The following is a 21779-nucleotide window of genomic DNA, read 5'->3' on the forward strand; positions in this document are numbered from 1 at the left end:
CAACAACCCTCTTTGCCTGATGACCATAGCGAGTCGGTCCCACCCCTTCCCATCCCGAACAGGACCGTGAAACGACTCTACGCCGATGATAGTGCGGATTCCCGTGTGAAAGTAGGTAATCGTCAGGCTCCCTAAGCCAAGAACCCCCGCCCGAAAGGCGGGGGTTTTTGCATTTCGGCGACGAAAATGCACGTGCGCGACAATGTCAGTCGGTCTTCGTTCAGATAACCCGAGCTCTGAACGAAATGAGCGCGTTATCCGGCGTGTCCACGTAAAATTCGCGAATCCCCACCTCCGCATTCAAGACGATGAACGCCGCCACCCAGGTAGCCCGGGCCGTTTGCCCGCACGATTGTCCGGACACGTGCGCAATGCGCGTGACCGTCGAGAACGGGAAGGCGATCAAGGTAACGGGCGATCCCGATCATCCGCCGACGCAAGGTGTGTTGTGCACGAAGGTCAGCCGTTACGCCGACCGCGTCCATCATCCCGATCGCCTCACGGTTCCGCTCAAACGCGTCGGCCCGAAGGGCGAAGGGCGCTTCGAGCCGATCAGCTGGAGCGAGGCGTTCGACGAGATCGGCCGTCGCCTGGGTGAAATCGCCGCGCGCGCGCCGGAAGCGATCGTGCCGTACAGCTACGCCGGAACGATGGGGCTCGTGCAGGGCGAGGGCATCGCCCAACGGTTCTTCCACACGCTCGGCGCATCGCGGCTCGAGCGCACGATCTGTGCGGCAGCAGGCGCGGCGGGGCTGCGATATACGTATGGCGGCAGTCTCGGCATGCACCTCGAGCACTTCGAGGAAAGCGAACTGATTCTGATATGGGGCGCGAATCCGATCGCGTCGAGCCTGCACTTCTGGACCCGCGCGCAGGAAGCGAAGCGCCGCGGTGCGCGTCTTGTCGCGATCGATCCCTATCGCTCGCTGACCGCGGAGAAGTGCCATCAGCACATTGCGCTGAAACCGGGTACCGATGGTGCATTTGCGCTCGGCATGATGCATGTGTTGATCACCGAAAATCTGCTCGATCACGACTACATCGCTGACCATACGCTTGGTTTTGACGCGCTCAAGGCGCGCGCCATGTCCTATCCGCCGGAGCGGGTCGCGCAGATCTGCGGCGTCGATGCGTCGGAGCTGATCGATCTTGCGCGTCGCTACGGCGCCACGCGAAAGGCATCGATCCGCCTCAACTACGGCATGCAGCGCGTTCGCGGCGGCGGCAATGCCGTGCGCGCGATTGCCAGCCTGCCGGCGCTGACGGGAGCGTGGCGCGACCGCGCGGGCGGGCTGTTGCTGTCGTCGTCGGAATCCGCACCGGTCAACCAGGCGGCGCTGCTGCGCCCGGATCTGATGCCGGGTTGGCCGCACAAGCTGCCGCGCATCATCAACATGAATGCGATCGGCGACGCGCTGCTGCACCCCGGCGATGCGACATTCGGGCCGAAAGTCGAAGCCGTGATCGTGTACAACTCGAATCCGGTGGCGGTCGCGCCGGACTCGTCGAAGGTCGCCGCTGGGTTCGCGCGTGACGATCTGTTTACGGTCGTTCTCGAGCATTTCAAGACAGATACCGTCGATTTCGCCGACATTGTGTTGCCGGCGACCACGCAGCTTGAGCATCTCGATATTCACAAATCGTATGGCCACACCTACGTGATGGCGAACCTGCCGTCGATTCCGCCGGTGGGCGAGGCGCGGCCGAACACGGAGATCTTCCGTGGCATCGCGCGCAGCATGAGGCTCGACGAGCCGGCGCTGTATCACACCGACGAAGAGGTCGCGCGTGCGGCGCTCCGCTGGGACGACCCGGCACTCGACAGCGACTGGGAAACGTTGAAGCGGGAAGGCTGGCTGAAGCTCAAGCTGCCGGAGGCGCCGTTCGCGAACGGCGGTTTCCGCACCCCGTCAGGCAAGTGCGAGTTCTACAGCCCGCGGCTCGAGCAGATGGGCATGGACCCCGTCCCGGACTACCTGCCGCCTTTCGAATCGGCCGAGGCCGCGCCCGAGCTCGCCGCGCGTTATCCGCTCGCGATGATCTCGCCGCCGGCCCGCCACTTCCTGAACAGCACGTTCGTGAACGTCGACAGCCTGCGTACGACGGAAGGCGAGCCGCACCTCGACATGCACCCGTCCGACGCCGAGGCGCGCGGCATCGCGGAGGGCGACGTCGTCCGCATCTTCAACGATCGCGGTTCGATGCAGGCGCTCGCACGGGTTACCGATCGCGCACGGGCGGGGCTCGTCGTCGGACTGTCGATCTGGTGGAAGAAACTGTCGCCCGACGGCAGGAACGCGAACGAGGTGACAAGCCAGGCGCTGACCGATCTCGGCAATTCGGCGACGTTTTACGATTGTCTTGTGGAAGTTGAACGAATTTGATCGAATATCGCGTTATGGTCGGACGAATATCCTCGGAAGTTCGAAGTGGACATCTAACCCTGTTGTCTCGGGGCGGGGGAGCCGTTACGATGCGTTTTAGCACGACCATTCGAAAATCTGTGAGGAGACGCGCGGCATGGACAAAATTTGGCTGAAATCGTACCCACCCGGCGTTCCAGCCGAAATTGACGCGTCTCCCTATCCTTCTGTCCCGGACCTGCTCGACGAAAGCTTCCGGCAGTATCGCGATCGCACGGCGTTCGTCTGCATGGGCAAGGGCATCACGTACGGTGAGCTCGACAAGCTGTCGCGGCAGTTCGGCGCGTGGCTGCAATCCCGTGGCCTCGCACGCGGCGCGCGTGTCGCGATCATGATGCCGAACGTGCTCCAGTATCCGGTGACGATCGCCGCGGTACTGCGGGCCGGTTACACCGTCGTCAACGTCAACCCGCTTTATACGCCGCGCGAGCTCGAGCACCAGTTGAAGGACAGCGGCGCGGAAGCGATCGTCATCCTCGAGAATTTCGCGTCGACGCTGCAGTCCGTCATCGCCAATACGGCCGTCAAGCATGTGGTCGTCGCATCGATGGGCGACCTGCTGGGCATCAAGGGGTGGCTCGTCAATTACGTGGTGCGCAACGTGAAGAAGATGGTGCCTGCATGGCAGCTGCCGTCGTTCACGCGCTTCAAGGCCGCGCTGTCGGAAGGCGCGCGGCAGGCGTTCAAGCCGCAGAAGATCGGCCCCGACGACGTCGCGTTCCTGCAATACACGGGTGGGACGACCGGCGTCGCGAAGGGCGCGACGCTGTTGCACCGGAACATCGTGTCGAACGTGCTGCAGGCCGGCGCCTGGCACCATCCGGCACACGAGAAATACCCGGAGGTGAAACAGTTCGTGACGGTCGTCGCGCTGCCGCTGTATCACGTGTTCGCACTGACCGTCTGCGGTTTCCTGACGATGCGCACGGGCGGCATGGGAGTCCTGATCCCGAACCCGCGCGACATCGCCGGCATGATCAAGGAGCTGAAGGGCTATCAGATCTCGACGATTCCGGCGGTCAACACGCTGTACAACGCGCTGCTGAACCATCCCGAATTCAGTCAGCTCGACCTGTCGAAGCTCGTGATCGCCAACGGCGGCGGCATGGCGATCCAGGAAGGGGTCGCGAAGCGCTGGTATGAAAAGACCCATACCGCGATCATCGAAGGATACGGGCTGTCCGAAACGTCGCCGGTGGCGACCTGCAATCCCGTGACGGCGACCGAATACAGCGGGACGATCGGTTTGCCGCTGCCGTCGACCGAGGTGGCGATCCGCGACGATGCCGGCAATGACGTGGCGCTCGGCGAACCCGGCGAGATCTGCATCCGCGGGCCGCAGGTGATGGCGGGCTACTGGAACCGGCCCGACGAGACCGCGAAGGTCATGTTCCCGGACGGGTTCTTCAAGACGGGCGACGTCGGCGTGATGGACGCGCGCGGTTACGTGAAGATCGTCGACCGGAAGAAGGACATGATCCTCGTGTCCGGCTTCAACGTGTATCCGAACGAAGTCGAGGACGTGGTGGCGTCGCATCCGGGCGTGTTCGAGGTGGCGGCGGTCGGCGTGCCCGACGAGCATTCCGGCGAGGCCGTGAAGCTGTTCGTCGTGAAGAAGGATCCGGCGCTCACCGACAAGGACATCCTGGCCTACTGCAAGGAGCGGCTCACCGGCTACAAGCGGCCGAAGCTGGTCGAATTCCGTACGGAGCTGCCGAAAACGAACGTCGGCAAGATCTTGCGGCGCGAGTTGCGCGACGGACGCGCGTAAGTCGCGGCGAGGTTGAGCGAAAAAGCCCGGCAGACGCCGGGCTTTTTTGTTTGCGGATGAAGCGGATCGGAACCAGCCGCTTTCCGCGGCGGGCCGGCGGCCCATCGCATCGTCGATTGTGCCGACACGACCGGCGCACATGGCGCGCCGGTGGCGCTTTCACCGTGATTGGCCGGCGGATTTCTGGCGCGCCGGTCCAGCATGGTCGCCGCCGGGGAAAAGAAAAAGGCGCCCGAAGGCGCCTTCAATATGCTGCGGCTTGTCAGGCAAGCTGATTAGAACTTGTGACGGATACCGACGCGCGCTGCGACCTGGTTGGCGGAGCTCGAACCTGCGAGACCGTTGATCGCCGCGGTTGCCTTCAGGACGTTGCCGTTCGCGTCGAGCACGTTGCCCGAAGCGTGTTGGTACACGCCGATTGCGTAGACGTCCGTGCGCTTCGACAGGAAGTAGTCGACGCCCAGCGAGCCTTGGTGGTACTTGGCTGCCGAGTTGCCGTCGATCTTGCTGCCTTGCGTGTAGTCGTACGCCGCGCCGAGAATCAGCGCCGGGGTCAGCTGATACTTGAAGTTGATTTCGCCGTTGTTGAACGTCGCGGTCTGGTTCACGAACGGGCCTGCCGAGAAGCCCTTGAACTTCGTGTTCGAGTACGTCGCGCCGATCGTTGCCGCGCCGAACGTGTAGGCGCCGCCTGCACCGATGACCTGGTACGTGTTCGCGTTGTTCGCGTACGCGCCGTAGATCGGCGACGAAACCGACGACGATGCGGAACCGTTGTTGAACATGCCGCCGAACTGGTTCGGCGTACGTGCGTTCAAGTAACCGACGCCGAGGACCAGCGGGCCGTTGTTGTAGCCTGCGCCGAGCGACCAGACCTGGTTCTTCGAGAACTGGCCTGCCTGGCCGCCGAAGCTGTACAGGCCGCCGAACGTGATGCCGCCGTAGCTCTGGCTCGTGAACTTGACCGCGTTGTTCACGCGATAGGCGTTGTTGAAGTTGTCCAGGTCGCCCGGGTGAGCGGCGATGTAGCCGCCCCACTGGTCGCCTGCCTCGAGCGGGCCGACGAAGTCGACGACGGAGTCGTACTGACGACCCAGCGTGACCGTGCCGTACTGGCTCGACAGGCCGACGTAGGCCTGACGACCGAACATCAGGCCGCCCTGACCGAGCTTGCCGCTGTTCACGTCGAAACCGTTTTCGAGGGTGAAGATTGCCTTCAGGCCGCCACCGAGGTCTTCGGTGCCGCGCAGGCCGAAGCGGCTGCCTTGCATCACGCCGCTGGCCATGCTGTACAGGTGCTTGCCGCCTGCATTGTTGTTGAAGAGCAGGCCTTCATCGATGATGCCGTAAAGCGTCACGCTGCTTTGCGCTTGGGCAGCGCCAGCGAACGCGCCCAGCGCGACGAGCGCGAGAAGCGACTTTTTCATTAACGGATCTCCAAGAATCACTGAATTTTTTTGGCGGGGCAGATAGTTATGTTCTGTTGACGGGCCCCATCAACTTCGCAAGAAGTCGGACGTAATGTAGCAAAACCGTTTTTTGCCACAAAGCGAAATGCCGTGGCGCAAGGCCGCCATGTTTCCTTTATGCAACAATGGTTAAAATCACGGGTTAACCGCAATTTCCGCTGAATAATCAAGTCGGTTACGCAGCGGACTCGTGCCCTTGCCGCTCGCGGCGGCACCTGCAGCCAGGAGAACAGGAACGTGTTGGATGAACTGATCAGCGAATTCGATCGCGGCTTGCGATCGCTGACCGGCATTAGCCGGATGAGCCGCCCAGTGCCCACGCCGGCCGAGGCGCCCGACGTCGAGCTGACGCCGGCCGAACGGACGCATGCCGCTGGGCTGATGCGCGTGAACCACGTCGGCGAGGTCTGCGCGCAGGCGCTCTACCAGGCGCAGAAGCTCACCGCGCGCACGGCGTCGGCGAAGGCGATGTTCGAGGAGGCCGCGCGCGAGGAAGAGGATCACCTCGCGTGGACCGCGCACCGCCTGAAGGAACTCGACTCGCGCCCGAGCCTGCTGAATCCGCTGTGGTATGCCGGCGCGCTTGCGATCGGCGTCGCGGCCGGCACGCTCGGCGACAAGGTCAGCCTCGGCTTCATGGCCGAGACGGAGCGGCAGGTCGAGAATCATCTCGAAGGCCATATGTCCGAGCTGCCGGCGACCGACGCGGCGTCGCGCGCGATCGTCGACCAGATGCGGATCGACGAGGTGAAGCACGGCAAGGCCGCGACCGACGCAGGCGGGATCGAGTTGCCGCTGCCCGCGCGGATGCTGATGCGCGCCGCGTCGAAAGTCATGACGAGCACTGCGTACTATCTCTGAGAATTGCGCCGGGGCGACGCGTGACGCCGCCCTGGTTCACCGCCCCCGATACCGCCCGCCGACTCCTCGTTTTCCCGCCCCCGAAAGCCCCGTCCGCACGCCTGTCTGGCCCGTCTTTCTCACGTATCACCTTCACAAGTTGCACTAGCTCATTCATTTATAACGGTTTTTGGTATGAGGGGCCGCATGAGCATGTGCGCGTAAGTCCTTGTTCTAACTAACAAAATTCGTCAAAAAAGCGGGCCGCTCCCTTGACCGTGCCACACCCTTCCTCTAAAGTGGGAGACAGTGTGAGAAAGTGTATTTTTGTGTGATTTAGCGGGCTATTCCGGCTAAATTCTCAGCATTGAGCGGGTGCTTCGGTGCCCTGAACGGGAGAGCGGAAAGTGTTCCAAGGGGCGTCGGCGCTGACGCTCGATGCGAAAGGGCGGATGTCGGTGCCGGCTCGCTATCGCGAAGCGCTGCAAGGACAGGCAGAAGGACGGGTGACTGTGACCAAGCACCCGGACGGCTGCCTGTTGCTGTTTCCGCGCCCCGAATGGGAAGTATTCCGCGCCAAGATCGCCGCGCTGCCGATGGACGCGCACTGGTGGCGGCGCATTTTTCTCGGCAATGCGATGGACGTCGATCTCGACAGCGCGGGCCGGATTCTCGTATCGCCCGAGCTGCGCATGGCAGCCGGACTGGAAAAGGAAGTCATGTTGTTGGGAATGGGTAGTCACTTCGAGCTGTGGGATTCGCAAACCTACAACGCGAAGGAGCAGGCAGCGATGGCGCAGGGCATGCCCGACGCGCTGAAGAATTTCACGTTCTGATTGCGGTGACGGAGACGCCCGCGATGGGAAATGAATTGCGGCATCGGACGGTGCTGTTGGATGAGGCGATCGAGTCGCTCGTGACGCGGCCGGACGGCGTGTACGTCGACGGTACGTTCGGGCGGGGCGGGCATAGCCGCGCGGTGCTCGCGCGGCTCGCGCCGGCCGGGCGGCTGATCGCGTTCGACAAGGACCCGAGGGCGATCGAGACGGCGCAGGGCATCGAGGATGCGCGCTTCTCGATCGTGCATGACAGCTTTGCATCGATGCGCGACGCGCTTGCGGCGCGCGGCGTCGAGAAGGTGGCGGGTGTGTTGCTGGACCTGGGCGTGTCCTCGCCGCAGGTGGACGATCCGGCGCGCGGCTTCAGCTTCCGCGCCGATGGTCCGCTGGACATGCGAATGGATCCGACGCGTGGCGAGTCGGCGGCCGAATGGCTCGCGCGGGCTTCGGTGCAGGAATTGACGGAGGTGATACGGGATTATGGGGAAGAACGGTTTGCTTTTCAGATTGCAAAGGCGCTTGTTGCTCGCCGGGCAGAGTCCGACCGTCTTGGGCCTCTCGACACCACGGGCGAGCTTGCCCAAATCGTGGGTCACGTCGTCAAAACCCGTGAGAAGGGCAAGGATCCGGCAACCCGCACCTTTCAGGCTATACGGATTCACGTCAATCAAGAGCTTGCGGACCTGCAAGTCGTACTAGACGCGGCACTGTCGTTGCTGGAGCAAGGGGGGCGGCTGGTGGTGATCAGCTTTCATTCACTCGAGGACCGGATCGTCAAGCGATTCATGCAGGCGCACGCCAGTGCGCCTGCGGTCGATCGTCGCCTGCCGATCCGCGCCGTCGACCTCCCGAGCCCGCCGCTCAAGATCATCAGCCGTCAGTTTCCGAGTGAAGCGGAAGTCGCCGCGAATCCGCGCGCCCGCTCGGCCGTGATGCGCATTGCGGAGCGCGTCACGCCATGAGCCGCTTCAATATCTTCCTGCTGATCATCGTGATGGGTTGCGCGCTGTCGGTCGTCAACTCGACGAACCAGCAGCGGCAGATCTTCATCCAGCTGCAGCGCGCGCAGTCGCAGGAGCGCCAGCTCCAGCAGGACTACGCGCAGCTTCAATATCAGCAGAGCGCGCTGTCGAAGACGTCGCGCATCGAGCAACTCGCGAACGATTCGCTGAAGATGCAGGCGATCTCGACCGGCCGCACGCAATACCTGACGCTGCCGCCGGGCGCGGCGAAGGCGATCGACGCGCCGATCCCGGCGTCGGCCGACACGGCAGGCAAGGGCAAGGGGGGCGCGCGATGAAGCCGTCCCAGAAGCGCCAGAACGTGAAGTTCTCGTCGAGCCCCGTGCTGGGCGTGCACCTGCCGATGTGGCGCTCGAAGTTCGTCGTGTTCCTGCTGTTCATGGCGTTCGTCGCGCTGGCCGCGCGGGCGTTCTGGATCCAGGGGCCCGGCAACGCGTTCTATCAGAAGCAGGGCGAAAGCCGCTACCAGCGCACGCTCGAGCTGCCCGCGACGCGCGGCAAGATCCTCGACCGTAACGGGCTCGTGCTCGCGACGAGCCTGCCCGTGCGCGCGATCTGGGCGATTCCCGACGCGGTGCCGGACGATCTCGACGCCGACAAGATCAACCAGCTCGGCAAGCTCCTCGGCATGACGCCGAAGGAACTGCGCGTGAAGCTGTCGGAAGACAAGGGTTTCGTCTACGTGAAGCGCCAGGTGCCGCTCGACGTCGCGGACAAGGTCGCCGCGCTCGACATTCCCGGCATCTACCAGCGCAACGAATACAAGCGCTTCTATCCGGAAGGCGAGATCACCGCTCACCTGATCGGCTTCACGAACGTCGAGGACGAAGGGCAGGAAGGCGTCGAGCTCGGCGACCAGAAGTTGCTGTCCGGCACGTCGGGCGTGCGTCGCGTGATCAAGGACCGGATGGGGCACATCGTCGAGGACGTCGCCGAGCAGATCCCGCCGCACAACGGGACCGACGTCGACCTGTCGATCGACAGCAAGATCCAGTACATCGCGTACGCGAACCTGAAGGCCGCCGTCGAGAAGTTCAAGGCAAAGGCCGGCGCGGCGATGGTCGTCGACGTGCGTACCGGCGAAGTGCTCGCGCTCGTCAACTACCCGACGTACAACCCGAACGACCGCTCGCGCATGACGGGCGAGCAACTGCGCAACCGGATCATGACCGACGTGTTCGAGCCGGGCTCGATCATGAAGCCATTCACGGTGTCGCTCGCGCTCGATCTGCACCGCGTGACGCCGAACACGCTCGTCGAAACGGGCAACGGGCATTTCGTGCTCGACGGCGCGCCGATCACCGACGACGCGGGTTTCGGCACGCTGACGGTCGGCGGCGTGATCCAGAAGTCGAGCAACATCGGCGCGACGAAGATCGCGATGACGATGCGGCCCGAGGAAATGTGGAATATGTATACGAGCATCGGCCTCGGCCAGGCGCCGAAGGTCGGGTTCCCGGGCGCGGTGGCCGGCCGCCTGCGTCCGTGGAAGAGCTGGCGCCGCATCGAGCAGGCGACGATGTCGTACGGCTACGGCCTGTCGGTGTCGCTGTTCCAGCTCGCGCGCGCCTACACGGCGATCGCGCACGACGGCGAACTGATGCCCGTGACCATTTTCAAGACCGACCCCAATCAGCCGATCACGGGCACGCAGGTATTCAACCCGACCACCGCGCGCGAAGTGCGCGCGATGCTCGAGACGGTGGTCGCGCCGGGCGGTACGTCGCCGGATGCGGCCGTGCCGGGCTATCGCGTCGGCGGCAAGAGCGGTACCGCGTACAAGCATGAAGGGCATGGCTACACGCGCAAGTACCGTGCGTCGTTCGTCGGGATGGCGCCGATGCCGAATCCGCGCATCGTCGTCGCGGTGTCGGTCGACGAGCCGACCGCCGGCAGCCACTTCGGCGGCCAGGTGTCCGGCCCCGTATTCTCGGCGATCGCCGGCGACACGATGCGTGCGTTGAACGTCCCGCCGAACATGCCGATCAAGCAACTCGTCGTGTCTGACGATTCGCCGGCAGCGCCGAGCGCAACGGGGCCGCAAAAGCTGGCCGCGGGGAGCGGTGCGAAGCATATGATCGTGTCCAGCACGACGCGTAATTCACCAGGAGTTGTTCGATGAGCGCCGCCCGCAGTTCCCATCCGGCGCATCAGCAGATCGCAGCCGCGCTTGCGTGGCTGCGTCAGCATGTGGCCCCCGCGGCGCAACTGCATGCCGACACGCGCAGTCTCAAGGCTGGCGACGTGTTCGTCGCGTATGCGGTCGACGGGGCAGACAATCGCGCCTTCATTGCCAACGCCGTCGCACAAGGTGCGGCCGCCGTGCTGTATCAGCCGGAAGGGCTGGCCGCCGCGCCGGCCGTACCCGTCGCGCTCGCGGTGCCGGCGCTCGACCAGCTCGCCGGCGAGATCGCCAGCGGCTGGTACGGCGATCCGAGCGACAGTCTGCTCGCGGTCGGCGTCACGGGCACGAACGGCAAGACGTCGTGCACGCAATGGCTCGCTGTCGCGCTGACGGCGTTGCACCAGCCGTGCGCGGTGATCGGCACGCTCGGCAGCGGGATGCCCGGCCAGCTCGTGCCGACCGGCTTCACGACGCCCGACGCGCCGCAACTGCAGCGCAGCCTCGCGCAGTTGCGCGACGCCGGTGCGAAGGCGGTGGCGATGGAAGTGTCGTCGCACGCGTTGCATCAGGGCCGCGTGAACGGCACGGCCTTCGATATCGCGGTATTTACGAACCTTACGCAAGATCACCTCGACTATCACGGCACGTTCGATGCGTACGAAGCCGCGAAGGCGAAGCTGTTCGCGTGGCGCGGCCTGCGCGCGGCGGTGATCAATCGCGACGACGCAGCCGGCCGGCGCCTGCTCGAGAAGCTGGCCGGCCGCGTGCGCACGATCGCGTACGGGATCGGCGACGCGGCGGCACCCGACGCCGATCGCGAGCTGGTCGCGCTCGACGTGCGTGCGACCGCCACCGGCACCGCATTCCGCCTGCGTTCGTCGTGGGGCGACGCGGACGTCGAGGTCGGCACGCTCGGCACCTTCAACGTCAGCAACCTGCTTGCCGTACTCGGCTCGCTGCTCGCGGCCGATGTGCCGTTCGACGCGGCGCTCGCTGAGATCGAGCGGCTCGAGTCGGTCAACGGCCGGATGCAGCGGCTCGGCGGCCGGCTGCAGAACGACGAACCGCTCGTCGTGATCGACTACGCGCACACGCCCGACGCGCTCGAAAAGACGCTCGACGCGTTGCGCCCGATCGCCACGGCGCGCGGTGGCCGGCTCGTCTGCATGTTCGGCTGCGGCGGCGATCGCGACGCAACGAAGCGCCCGCTGATGGGCGCGATCGCGGAGCGGCTCGCCGACGAGACCGTCGTCACGAGTGACAACCCGCGCAGCGAGGATCCGCAGCGCATCATCGACCAGATCGTCGCGGGCATGACCGCACCCGATCACGCACGCCGCATCGAGGATCGCGCGAGCGCGATCCTGCAGGCCGTGCGCGGCGCCGCACGCGAGGATGTCGTCGTGCTGGCCGGCAAGGGCCACGAGGCCACGCAGGAAATCATGGGCAAGAAGCGTACGTTCTCCGATCAGGATCACGCGCGGCTCGCGCTGGCGGCGCGCGCGACGCACGGCAAGGGAGGCGGCGAATGACGATGCTCAGTCTCGGCGAAGCCGCTCGCCTGATTCCCGGCGCCACCGTCCACGGCGACGCGGGCGTCACGTTCGACCGCGTGTCGACGGACAGCCGCACGGCCGGGCCGGGTGACCTGTTCGTCGCGCTGAAGGGCGAGCGCTTCGACGCACACGACTTCCTCGGCGACGTCGCCGCGCGCGGTGCCGCCGCGGCACTCGTCGCGTACGTGCCGGCGGGCGTCACGATGCCGGCGATCGTGGGCGGCGAAACGCGTGCCGCGCTCGGCGCGCTCGCGCACGGCTGGCGCATGCGATTCCCGCTGCCGCTCGTCGCGGTGACGGGCAGCAACGGCAAGACGACGGTCAAGGAAATGATCGCATCGATCTTCGCGGCGGCGGTCGGCGCCGACGCGCGACTCGCGACGGCCGGCAACCTGAACAACGATGTCGGCCTGCCGCTGACGCTGTTGCGCCTGTCGGCCGCCCATCGTCTCGCGGTGATCGAGATCGGGATGAACCATCCGGGCGAGACCGAAGTCCTCGCGCGCCTCACGGCGCCGACGGTCGCGCTCGTCAACAACGCGCAGCGCGAGCACCAGGAATTCATGTCGACGGTCGAAGCCGTCGCGCTCGAACACGCGGCCGTGATTCACGCGCTGCCGCCGGACGGCGTCGCGGTGTTCCCGGCCGACGACGCGTACGCGGGCATCTGGCGCGTCGCGGCGACCGGCAACCGGATCCTCGATTTCGCGCTGCACGACGCCGAACGGCAGAACGACGCGCAGGTCGTCGGCCGTCTGCACGGCGGCGAACTCGCGATCGACACGCCGGCGGGTGCCGTCACGGTGCGGCTGCGCGCGCTCGGCGAGCACAATGCACGCAACGCGCTGGCCGCGACGGCCGCGGCGCTCGGCGCCGGCGTCTCGCTGTCGGCGATCCGGCAGGGCCTCGAATCGTTCGAACCGGTCAAGGGCCGGCTGCAGGTGAAGCAGGCGATTGCCGGGAGCCTCGCGGGTGCGACGGTCGTCGACGATACGTACAACGCGAACCCCGATTCGATGCGCGCCGCGATCGACGTGCTCGCCGCGCAACCGGGGCCGCGCGTGCTGGTGATCGGCGACATGGGCGAGGTTGGCGAAGAAGGGCCGGCTTTCCACCGCGAGATCGGCGCCTATGCGCGCGATCGCGGGATCGATGCGCTGTTCGCGCTCGGCGACGCGTCGCGCGACGCGTGCACGGCGTACGGCGACACGGCCCGCCATTTCGATGACGTCGGCGCGCTCGTGTCGGCGCTGCTCGCGGCCGGATACGGCGCACCGGCGACGGTGCTGGTGAAGGGCTCGCGGTACATGAAGATGGAGCGCGTGGTCGACGCGCTGACGAACCAACCCGCGGCGGGCACGGCGCCCGCCGCACACTGAGTAGAAGGAAGGAAGCATGCTGCTGGCGCTGGCGCAATGGCTGCAAGGAGACGCAAGCTTTTTGCGCTTGTTCACGTACCTCACGTTCCGTGCGGTGATGGCCACCATCACCGCGCTCGGGATCGGGCTCGTGTGCGGACCGTGGGTGATCCGCAAGCTGACGCAAATGAAGGTCGGGCAGGCCGTGCGCAAGGACGGCCCGCAGACCCACCTCGTCAAGTCCGGCACGCCGACGATGGGCGGCGTGCTGATCCTGATCGGCATCGCGGTCGCGACGCTGCTGTGGGGCGACCTGACGAACCGTTTCATCTGGATCGTGATGCTCGTCACGTTCGGCTTCGGCGTGATCGGCTGGGTCGACGATTACCGCAAGGTCGTCCACAAGGACCCGCGCGGGATGTCGTCGCGCGAGAAGTATTTCTGGCAATCGGTGATCGGGCTGTTCGCGGCCGTCTACCTGGCCTTCAGCGTGTCCGAGGCGAACAACGTGCGCGTGTTCGACCTGTTCATGGCATGGGTGAGGAGCGGCCTGTCGATGGGGCTGCCCGCACGTGCCGACCTGATGCTGCCGTTCCTGAAGTCGATCAGCTACCCGCTCGGCGTGTGGGGCTTCATCGTGCTGACCTACTTCGTGATCGTCGGCGCGAGCAACGCGGTGAACCTGACCGACGGCCTCGACGGCCTCGTGATCATGCCGGTCGTGCTGGTCGGCGCGTCGCTGGGTGTGTTCGCGTACGTGATGGGCAGCGCGGTCTATTCAAAATACCTGCTGTTCCCGCACATCCCGGGCGCGGGCGAGCTGCTGATCTTCTGCTCCGCGATGGGCGGGGCAGGGCTCGCGTTCCTCTGGTACAACACGCACCCCGCGCAGGTGTTCATGGGCGACGTCGGCGCGCTGGCGCTCGGCGGCGCGCTCGGCACGGTCGCGGTGATCGTGCGCCAGGAAATCGTGCTGTTCATCATGGGCGGCATCTTCGTCGCGGAAACGCTGTCGGTGATGCTGCAGGTTTCGTGGTTCAAGTACACGAAGAAGCGTTACGGCGAAGGGCGGCGCCTGCTGAAGATGGCGCCGCTGCATCACCATTTCGAATTGTCCGGCTGGAAGGAAACGCAGGTGGTCGTGCGTTTCTGGATCATCACGCTGATGCTGTGCCTGTTTGGTCTGACCACCCTCAAGCTGCGGTAAAGGAAAGGTAACAAGGATGTCTGGCGAGATGTTTGGAGATCGGCAACGGCCGATGGTGCTCGTACTGGGGCTCGGTGAATCGGGTCTCGCGATCGCGCGATGGTGCGCGAGGCACGGGTGCCGGCTGCGTATTGCCGATACCCGCGAGGCGCCGCCGAACCTTGCCGCGCTGCAGGCCGAAGGCATCGATGCGGAATTCGTCGGCGGGGCATTCACGCCCGCACTGCTCGACGGCGGCGTCGAGATCGTCGGGCTGAGCCCCGGGCTGTCGCCGCTCGAACCGGCACTCGCGGCGCTGGTCGCGGCCGCGCACGAGCGCGGGATCGCGGTGTGGGGCGAGCTGGAATTCTTCGCGCAGGCATTGCGCGCGCTCGGCACGAGCGGCTACCAGCCGAAGGTGCTCGCGATCACCGGCACCAACGGCAAGACCACGACGACGAGCCTCGCGGGCCTGCTGTGCCGGCGCGCGGGCAAGAAGGTCGCCGTCGCGGGCAACATCAGCCCGGCGATGCTCGACCGGCTCGCGAACGCGATCGACGAAACCGCGCTGCCCGACGTGTGGGTGCTCGAACTGTCGAGCTTCCAGCTCGAGACCGCGCGCACGTTTGCACCCGATGCCGCCGCGATCCTCAACATCACGCAGGACCACCTCGACTGGCACGGCGGCTTCGACGCGTACGCGCAGGCAAAGGGCCGGATCTTCGGTGCGACGACGACGCGCGTGCTGAACCGCGACGATGCGGCCGTGATGAAGTTCGCGCCGGCAGTCGGCGCGGCCGACGCGCCGCGCACGGTCACGTTCGGCCTGAACGAGCCGGTGCAGGACGGCGACTACGGGCTGTCGCGCGACAACGGCATTGCATGGCTGGTGGAAGCCGTCGATCGCGACGCACCGGATGAAGTGACGACGACCCGCCGGCGCAGGCGCGACGCCGCGCATACGCCCGACATCGCGCAGAAGCGCCTGATGCCGGCCGACGCGCTGCGCATCCGCGGGCTGCACAACGCGGCGAACGCGCTGGCCGCATTCGCGCTCGCCCGCGCGATCGACCTGCCGGCCGCGCCGCTGCTGCACGCGCTGCGCGAATATCGCGGCGAAGCGCATCGCGTCGAAGTGATCGCGACGATCGACGACGTCGACTACGTCGACGACAGCAAGGGCACCAACGTCGGCGCGACGGTCGCCGCGCTCGACGGGCTCGCGCAGAAGATCGTGCTGATCGCGGGCGGCGACGGCAAGGGCCAGGATTTCGCACCGCTGGTCGCACCGGTCGCACGCTGGTGCCGCGCGGTGATGCTGATCGGCCGCGACGCGCCGGCAATCCGCGACACGCTCGCCGAAACGGGCGTGCCGCTCGCCGATCACGAGACGCTCGAAAGCGCGGTGCGCGCGGCGGCCGATCTCGCCGAGCCGGGCGACGCGGTGTTGCTGTCGCCCGCATGCGCGAGCCTCGACATGTTCAGGAACTACGCCCATCGCGCGGATGTGTTCCGCGCGGCGGTCGACGAAATCGCCATCGACAAAGGAGCGACGCCATGAGCTGGTCCGATCGCCTCGTCTCCCGGTTCAACGACCGGCGCGACACCGGCGGCAATGCCGCGGGCGGCCGCGTCGCGTCGGCCACGCGCGCCGCAACGGGCGGCCTCGCGAGCGTCGTCAACGGCGTGCGCCCGAGCCGTTCGCGGATGCTCGACTTCGACTACTCGCTGTTGTGGGTCGCGATCGCGCTGCTCGGCCTCGGCGTCGTGATGGTGTATTCGGCGTCGATCGCGATGCCTGATTCGCCGAAATACGCGTCGTATCACGATTACGCGTTCCTGATGCGCCACTGCATTTCGCTCGGCGTCGCGTTCGTCGCGGCGGTGATCGCGTTCCGCGTGCCCGTCTCGACATGGGACAAGTACGCGCCGCATCTCTTCCTGATCGCGCTCGTCGGCCTCGTGATCGTGCTGATCCCGCACGTCGGCAAGGGCGTGAACGGGGCGCGCCGCTGGATTCCGCTCGGCATCACGAACATGCAGCCGTCGGAAATCATGAAGCTCGCGGTGACGATCTACGCGGCGAACTACACGGTGCGCAAGCAGGAATACATGCAGAGCTTCGCGAAGGGCTTCCTGCCGATGGCATTCGCGGTCGGCCTGGTCGGTGCGCTGCTGCTGCTCGAGCCGGACATGGGCGCGTTCATGGTGGTCGCCGCGATCGCGATGGGCGTGCTGTTCCTCGGCGGCGTGAACGGCAAGCTGTTCGGCGGCCTCGTCGCAACGGCGGTCGGCACGTTCACGATGCTGGTGTGGCTGTCGCCGTGGCGTCGCGAGCGGATCTTCGCGTATCTCGATCCGTGGGACGAGCGCTACGCACAGGGCAAGGCTTACCAGCTCACGCACTCGCTGATCGCATTCGGCCGCGGCGAATGGCTTGGCGTCGGCCTCGGCGGCAGCGTCGAGAAACTGAACTACCTGCCGGAAGCGCACACCGACTTCATCCTCGCGGTGATCGGCGAGGAGCTCGGCTTCGTCGGCGTGCTGGTCGTGATCCTGCTGTTCTACTGGATCGTGCGCCGCGCGTTCGAGATCGGCCGCCAGGCGCTCGCGCTCGACCGCACGTTCGCGGGCCTGATGGCAAAAGGTATCGGCATCTGGTTCGGCGCGCAGACGTTCATCAACATGGGCGTGAACCTCGGGCTGCTGCCGACCAAGGGCCTGACGCTGCCGCTGGTGAGCTACGGCGGCTCGGGCATCCTGCTGAACTGCGTCGCGCTGGCGGTACTGCTGCGGGTCGACTACGAAAACCGGGTGCTGATGCGCGGAGGGAAGGTATGACCGCGTCGCAACGCACGCTGATGGTGATGGCAGGCGGCACCGGGGGGCACGTGTTCCCGGGGCTCGCGGTCGCGCACCGGATGGAAGCGGCGGGCTGGCGCGTCGTGTGGCTCGGCAATCCGGCCGGGATGGAAGCGACGCTCGTGCCGAAGCACGGCATTCCGATGGAATACGTGCGGTTCGGCGGGCTGCGCGGCAAGGGCCTGAAGACCAAGCTGACGCTGCCGGTCAACCTGTTGCGCGCGTGCTGGCAGAGCCTCGGCGCGCTGCGCCGCGTGCGGCCGGACGTCGTGCTCGGGATGGGCGGCTACATCACGTTCCCGGCGGGTGTGATGACCGCGCTGTCGGGGCGTCCGCTCGTGCTGCATGAACAGAATTCGATCGCGGGCCTGACGAACAAGGTGCTCGCGAAACTCGCGAAGCGCGTGCTCGTCGCGTTCCCCGGCGCACTGCCGCACGCGGAATGGACCGGCAACCCGATTCGCGCGGAACTTGCGCACACGGAACCGCCCAAAGCACGCTATGCGTCGCGCAGCGGTCCGCTGAACGTGCTGGTCGTCGGCGGCAGCCTCGGGGCGGCCGCGCTGAACGAAGTCGTGCCGCGCGCGCTGGCGCTGCTGACGCCGGGCGAACGCCCGCGCGTCGTGCACCAGGCCGGCGTGAAGCACATCGACGCGTTGAAGGCGAATTACGAAGCGGCCGGTTTCGCGGCCGGCGAGGACGTGCGGCTCGTGCCGTTCATCGACGACATGGCGGCCGCGTACGCGGCGGCGGATCTGGTGATCTGCCGGTCGGGCGCGATGACGGTGTCGGAGATCGCGGCGGTGGGCGTGGCGGCGCTGTTCGTGCCGTTCCCGTACGCGGTCGACGATCACCAGACGACCAATGCCGCGTTCCTCGCCGATGCGGGCGCGGCGGTGCTGGTGCAACAACGCGACCTGTCGGCGGAACTGCTCGCCGACTGGCTGCGCGGCCAGTCGCGGGCATCGCTCGCGGACATGGCGGAACGTTCGCGCTCGCTGGCGAAGCCCGAGGCTACCGACGAAGTCGCGCGCGTGTGCGCGAAGGCGGCCGGCGCGCACCTGGAAACACTATGAAACACATCGTCAAACACATTCATTTCGTCGGGATCGGCGGCGCGGGCATGAGCGGCATCGCCGAAGTGCTCGTCAACCTCGGCTACGAGGTCAGCGGCTCGGATCTCTCGCGCAACGCGGTGACCGATCGCCTCCAGGCGCTCGGCGCACGGATCGCGATCGGCCACGACGCGGCGAACATCGCGGGCGCGAACGCGGTCGTCGTGTCGACGGCCGTGCGCTCGGACAACCCGGAAGTGCTGGCCGCCCGCAGCCAGGGCGTGCCGATCGTGCAGCGTGCGGTGATGCTCGCCGAGCTGATGCGCCTGAAGCAGGGCATCGCGATCGCCGGCACGCACGGCAAGACCACGACGACGAGCCTCGTCGCGAGCGTGCTCGCGGCGGGCGGGCTCGACCCGACCTTCGTGATCGGCGGGCGGCTGATCAGCGCCGGCGCGAACGCGCGGCTCGGCACGGGCGACTTCATCGTCGCCGAGGCCGACGAGTCGGACGCGTCGTTCCTGAACCTGTATCCGGTGATCGAAGTCATCACGAACATCGACGCCGACCACATGGACACCTACGGCCACGATTTCGCGCGGCTCAAGCAGGCGTTCATCGAATTCACGCAACGCCTGCCGTTCTACGGCAGCGCGGTCGTGTGCGTCGACGATCCGAACGTGCGGCAGATCATCCCGTTCATCTCGAAGCCGGTCGTGCGCTACGGCCTGTCGCCGGACGCACAGGTACGCGCGGAAGACATCGACGCGCGCGACGGCCGGATGCACTTCACGGTGATCCGCGAAGGGCGCTCGCCGCTCGCGATCGTGCTGAACCTGCCGGGCCTGCACAACGTGCAGAACGCGCTCGCGGCGATCGCGATCGCGACCGATCTCGGCGTGGCGGACGACGCGATCCAGCAGGCGCTGGCCGAATTCAACGGTGTCGGCCGGCGCTTCCAGCGCTACGGCGAGGTGCCGACCGCCGACGGCGGCCAGTACACGCTGATCGACGACTACGGTCATCACCCGGTCGAGATGGCCGCGACGATCGCGGCCGCGCGCGGCGCGTTCCCGGGCCGCCGCCTCGTGCTGGCGTTCCAGCCGCACCGCTACACGCGCACGCGCGACTGCTTCGACGATTTCGTCAACGTGCTGTCGACGGTCGACGCGCTGGTGCTGACGGAAGTCTACGCGGCCGGCGAGGCCGCGATCCCGACGGCCAACGGCGACGCGCTGTCGCGCGCGCTGCGCGCGGTCGGGAAGGTTGACCCGGTGTTCGTCGCGACGGTCGACGACGTGCCGGATGCATTGGCGAAGGTCGCTCAGAACGGCGACGTGGTGATCACGATGGGCGCGGGCTCGATCGGCGGCGTGCCGGCGAAGCTCGTGCAACACATTCAACAGAAGGCATGACATGAAACGACCCCCACGCTCACTTCGTTCGCTGTCGACCGGAGTTGGCGCTTTAGCGCTTACTCCGGTCCCGTGCAAGGCGCCCCCCGCGAGGGCGGTCAGCCTGCTTGGGGCGGCCCGGCGGAGGCTGGCATGAGCGGAATCGATCCGAAACGTTTCGGCAAGGTGGCGGTGTTGTTCGGCGGGGAATCCGCCGAGCGCGAGGTGTCGCTCACCTCGGGCCGCCTCGTGCTGCAGGGCCTGCGCGACGCGGGCGTCGATGCGCATCCGTTCGACCCGGCCGAGCGGCCGCTGTCGGCGCTGAAGGACGAAGGTTTCGTGCGCGCGTTCAACGCGCTGCACGGCGGCTACGGCGAGAACGGCCAGATCCAGGGCGCGCTCGATTTCTACGGCATTCGCTACACGGGCAGCGGCGTGCTCGGGTCGGCGCTCGGCCTCGACAAGTTCCGCACGAAGCTCGTATGGCAGCAGACGGGCGTGCCGACGCCGCCGTTCGAGACGGTGATGCGCGGCGACGATCTGGCCGCGCGCGCGGCCGACATCGTCGCGAAGCTCGGCCTGCCGCTGTTCGTGAAGCCGGCGAGCGAAGGCTCGAGCGTCGCGGTGCTGAAGGTGAAGACGGCCGACGCGTTGCCGGCCGCGCTGGAAGAGGCCGCCACGCACGACAAGATCGTGATCGTCGAGAAGAGCATCGAGGGCGGCGGCGAATACACCGCGTGCATCGCCGGCGATCTCGACCTGCCGCTGATCAAGATCGTGCCGGCGGGCGAGTTCTACGACTACCACGCGAAGTACGTCGCCGACGACACGCAGTACCTGATCCCGTGCGGCCTGCCGGCCGAACAGGAGGCGGAACTGAAGCGCATCGCGCGCCGCGCGTTCGACGTGCTCGGCTGTACCGACTGGGGCCGCGCGGATTTCATGCTCGACGCGGCCGGCAATGCGTATTTCCTGGAAGTGAACACGGCCCCCGGGATGACCGACCACTCGCTGCCGCCGAAGGCGGCGCGCGCGGTCGGCATCAGCTATTCGGAGCTGGTCGTGAAGGTGCTGTCGCTCACGCTCAACGACTGACGCAGGAACGGAACGACGTATGTGGAACAACGTTCGCCAACTCAACCTTGCCGCCAGCGCGCTGTACGCGCTGCTGCTGCTCGTGTTGGCGGCGGCCGGTTGCTACTGGCTGATCCAGCGCCCGACGTTCGCGCTGCGGGAAATCCGGATCGACGGCGATACCGAGCACATCAACTCGCCGACGGTGCGCGCGGGCGTGGTCGGCCGGCTGAAGGGCAATTTCTTCACGGTCGATCTCGATGCGGCGCGCGCCGCGTTCGAGCAGATGCCGTGGGTGCGCCATGCGAGCGTGCGCCGGGTGTGGCCGAATGCGCTGGCTGTCACGCTGGAGGAGTACAAACCGCTCGGGACCTGGGGCAGCGACCAGCTGGTGAGCGTCGACGGCGAGCTGTTCACCGCGAACCAGGGCGAGCTGGAGCAGGAACTGCCGGCGTTCGACGGCCCGGAAGGCAGTGCGAAGGAAGTCGTCACGCGGTACCGCGACTTCGGGAAATGGTTTGCGCCGCTGAAGGCGGCGCCGGAAGAAGTGACGCTGTCGGCGCGGTACGCGTGGACGGTGAAGCTGTCGAACGGCATGCAGGTCGAGCTGGGCAAGGAACGCAACAGCGACACGTTGCATGACCGGAGCCAGCGCCTGGTCGCGGCCTGGCCGGCCGTCACGGAGCGTTGGGGCAACGACATCGAGTACGCGGACCTGCGCTATCCGAACGGATTCGCGATTCGCGCGGCAGGCATGCGGTTCCTGACCGATACCGACAAGCGCAAGAAGTAACGAGAGATCACA

The 21779-nt window shown here is 66.4% G+C and carries 17 protein-coding genes and 1 rRNA gene; 17 read left to right on the forward strand and 1 reads right to left on the reverse strand.

Going from position 1 to position 21779, the window contains the following annotated elements:
* Positions 1 to 15: 15 nt before the first annotated feature.
* The 3 genes from rrf (at position 16) to VXM69_RS21825 (ending at position 4194) form a co-directional block, all read left to right on the forward strand.
* Positions 16 to 128, forward strand: a 5S ribosomal RNA gene (gene rrf / locus VXM69_RS21815).
* Between the two features lie 180 nt (positions 129 to 308).
* A complete protein-coding gene (locus tag VXM69_RS21820) occupies positions 309 to 2384 on the forward strand; it encodes a molybdopterin oxidoreductase family protein (protein WP_226251542.1) in 2076 nt (691 codons plus the stop codon).
* Between the two features lie 136 nt (positions 2385 to 2520).
* The gene (locus VXM69_RS21825) at positions 2521 to 4194 is read left to right on the forward strand and encodes a long-chain fatty acid--CoA ligase (RefSeq protein WP_034186344.1); all 1674 of its coding nucleotides are present in this window, start codon (positions 2521 to 2523) and stop codon (positions 4192 to 4194) included.
* A gap of 275 nt (positions 4195 to 4469) precedes the next feature.
* Here VXM69_RS21825 and VXM69_RS21830 read toward each other — a convergent pair whose 3' ends face one another.
* The gene (locus VXM69_RS21830) at positions 4470 to 5621 is read right to left on the reverse strand and encodes a porin (protein WP_034186345.1); all 1152 of its coding nucleotides are present in this window, start codon (positions 5619 to 5621) and stop codon (positions 4470 to 4472) included.
* 279 nt (positions 5622 to 5900) lie between these two features.
* On the opposite strand from VXM69_RS21830, the gene coq7 reads away from it, so the two are divergent.
* The 14 genes from coq7 to VXM69_RS21900 all read left to right on the forward strand — a co-directional run bounded on the left by coq7 (position 5901) and on the right by VXM69_RS21900 (position 21767).
* Positions 5901 to 6524 (forward strand): 2-polyprenyl-3-methyl-6-methoxy-1,4-benzoquinone monooxygenase, encoded by a 624-nt coding sequence (coq7, locus tag VXM69_RS21835; RefSeq protein ID WP_034186346.1) that lies wholly within the window; start codon positions 5901 to 5903, stop codon positions 6522 to 6524.
* 386 nt (positions 6525 to 6910) lie between these two features.
* Entirely contained in the window at positions 6911 to 7339 is a 429-nt protein-coding gene (mraZ, locus tag VXM69_RS21840; protein WP_006487094.1) for a division/cell wall cluster transcriptional repressor MraZ, read from the forward strand.
* A gap of 23 nt (positions 7340 to 7362) precedes the next feature.
* Complete coding sequence (rsmH, locus tag VXM69_RS21845) at positions 7363 to 8304, forward strand: 16S rRNA (cytosine(1402)-N(4))-methyltransferase RsmH (protein WP_367190156.1); 942 nt, start codon at positions 7363 to 7365, stop codon at positions 8302 to 8304.
* Positions 8301 to 8642 carry a cell division protein FtsL gene (gene ftsL / locus VXM69_RS21850; protein WP_034186347.1) on the forward strand — a complete coding sequence of 114 codons (342 nt, stop codon included), beginning with the start codon at positions 8301 to 8303 and terminating at the stop codon, positions 8640 to 8642. The genes rsmH and ftsL overlap by 4 nt, the downstream gene beginning before the upstream one ends.
* Positions 8639 to 10486 (forward strand): penicillin-binding protein 2, encoded by a 1848-nt coding sequence (locus tag VXM69_RS21855; RefSeq protein ID WP_034186348.1) that lies wholly within the window; start codon positions 8639 to 8641, stop codon positions 10484 to 10486. The genes ftsL and VXM69_RS21855 overlap by 4 nt, the downstream gene beginning before the upstream one ends.
* On the forward strand, positions 10483 to 12021 hold the full coding sequence (locus VXM69_RS21860) for a UDP-N-acetylmuramoyl-L-alanyl-D-glutamate--2,6-diaminopimelate ligase (protein WP_059558080.1): 1539 nt from the start codon (positions 10483 to 10485) through the stop codon (positions 12019 to 12021). Before VXM69_RS21855 ends, VXM69_RS21860 begins: the two co-directional genes overlap by 4 nt.
* Positions 12018 to 13424 carry a UDP-N-acetylmuramoyl-tripeptide--D-alanyl-D-alanine ligase gene (gene murF, locus VXM69_RS21865; protein WP_367190157.1) on the forward strand — a complete coding sequence of 469 codons (1407 nt, stop codon included), beginning with the start codon at positions 12018 to 12020 and terminating at the stop codon, positions 13422 to 13424. The genes VXM69_RS21860 and murF overlap by 4 nt, the downstream gene beginning before the upstream one ends.
* Before the next feature lie 16 nt (positions 13425 to 13440).
* Complete coding sequence (mraY, locus tag VXM69_RS21870) at positions 13441 to 14610, forward strand: phospho-N-acetylmuramoyl-pentapeptide-transferase (protein ID WP_006477019.1); 1170 nt, start codon at positions 13441 to 13443, stop codon at positions 14608 to 14610.
* A gap of 28 nt (positions 14611 to 14638) precedes the next feature.
* A complete protein-coding gene (gene murD / locus VXM69_RS21875; protein WP_367190158.1) occupies positions 14639 to 16150 on the forward strand; it encodes a UDP-N-acetylmuramoyl-L-alanine--D-glutamate ligase in 1512 nt (503 codons plus the stop codon).
* Entirely contained in the window at positions 16147 to 17430 is a 1284-nt protein-coding gene (ftsW, locus tag VXM69_RS21880) for a putative lipid II flippase FtsW (protein ID WP_034186352.1), read from the forward strand. The genes murD and ftsW overlap by 4 nt, the downstream gene beginning before the upstream one ends.
* Entirely contained in the window at positions 17427 to 18527 is a 1101-nt protein-coding gene (murG, locus tag VXM69_RS21885; RefSeq protein ID WP_049032744.1) for an undecaprenyldiphospho-muramoylpentapeptide beta-N-acetylglucosaminyltransferase, read from the forward strand. Before ftsW ends, murG begins: the two co-directional genes overlap by 4 nt.
* Positions 18524 to 19921 (forward strand): UDP-N-acetylmuramate--L-alanine ligase, encoded by a 1398-nt coding sequence (gene murC, locus VXM69_RS21890; protein ID WP_049032743.1) that lies wholly within the window; start codon positions 18524 to 18526, stop codon positions 19919 to 19921. Before murG ends, murC begins: the two co-directional genes overlap by 4 nt.
* A 132-nt stretch (positions 19922 to 20053) precedes the next feature.
* Complete coding sequence (locus VXM69_RS21895) at positions 20054 to 20995, forward strand: D-alanine--D-alanine ligase (RefSeq protein ID WP_034186355.1); 942 nt, start codon at positions 20054 to 20056, stop codon at positions 20993 to 20995.
* 19 nt (positions 20996 to 21014) lie between these two features.
* Positions 21015 to 21767, forward strand: coding sequence for a cell division protein FtsQ/DivIB (locus VXM69_RS21900; RefSeq protein WP_034186356.1), 753 nt, complete (start codon positions 21015 to 21017; stop codon positions 21765 to 21767).
* Positions 21768 to 21779: the final 12 nt, after the last annotated feature.

The sequence above is a fragment of the Burkholderia sp. Ed8 genome, assembly GCF_040761425.1.
Classification (GTDB): domain Bacteria; phylum Pseudomonadota; class Gammaproteobacteria; order Burkholderiales; family Burkholderiaceae; genus Burkholderia; species Burkholderia seminalis.